Below are 1,210 nucleotides of genomic sequence, written 5' to 3' on the forward strand. Positions count from 1 at the left end.
GCGCCCGGCGGCGCGTCTATAGTACCGCTTGCTAGCACCACCGCTGCCACAGGTTGCGTCGGTACTTGTCGGTCAGTTGCTAGGGCTCGGGCGAAGCCAACAAGCGGATGGGTAACATCTAGGACTTCCGGACGCGGAATCAGCCTAATCCGCAGACCGGGCTCGAAGACGACCGCAACCTCTGCTCCGGGTATGTGAAGGCGAGTCCCTCGCTGTGGGCGGGATTCTTCTATGAACCGGCCGAAAGCGGCGCCTGCTGCCGGGTTGAGCGTGATGCGACAGAGGTTAGGCTCGTCCGTGTCCACCTCGAACCGCGTTCCCGGATAGGCATCCAGTAGCAGATCAAGAAGGAAGTCGCGTAAATCCTGCGGCCGAATCCATCGACCGGCCTCCCGTCCAGCCTGGATCGAGGACAGGATGAAGTCCATGCTACCGGAAAGTTCCGGCGCCTGATCCTCCAGGCGAGCGACTTCCTGCCGGTGCTGCGCAGCCGATAGCGCGTTCTGCTCAAGCCGTTCCGCCATTTGGCTGTCAGAGAGACCGTCGCGGAAATACTCGATAACAAGATCGTCGACCGTCTCGCCCAGAATCTCTTCGATGTCGCCGATCGACTCTTCGAAGACCTTGATCCGGTTGTAGAGCCGGTCGAGGATCGTTTCCTCAATCGTGCCCTCAATAACGAGGCTGACTATAGTGATCTTATCCGACTTCTGGCCGAGTCGATCGATACGGCCAATGCGCTGTTCGACCCGCATGGGGTTCCATGGGAGGTCGTAATTCACGACCACGCGCGAGAATTGCAGATCGATACCCTCGCTGCCGACCTCGGAAGACAGGAGCACGTTTGGTCCATTTGGGGCAGCGAAGCGTGCTAGCTCTTCATCCTTGGCGTCGCCCATACCGCCTAGTATGAGTGCTGTCGCAATGCCCTGCTCTTGCAGACGCCTCTGGAGGTATCGCAGCGTCCCGCGGAAGAAGGAGAAAACGACGAGTTTGTCTTTCGGATTTCGCGACAGCCATCCTTCAACGAAACGCCGAAACACCGCAAACTTCGTGTCCTGCGCCTCCATTGATTGTGGAGGACCGTCCTGTGCCGGAAGCATGTGGTCGCGAAGCGGGACGAGTTCATCGGAGTCGAGCGGGAGGTCCAACTCTTCTGCCAGTAAGCCCGCGGCTCCCGTGTCGTCGCGCCAGGCGGTCAATGTGGCGG

At 59.8% G+C, this 1,210-nt stretch carries 1 protein-coding gene; it reads right to left on the reverse strand.

Annotated elements, in window-relative coordinates:
• Window positions 1-1,210, reverse strand: a 1,210-nt coding sequence (locus tag AC1DVA_RS28440; protein WP_476808134.1) for a helicase-related protein, incomplete at both ends; no start/stop codon positions are given.

The sequence above is a fragment of the Allobosea sp. P4_C6 genome, assembly GCF_056402015.1.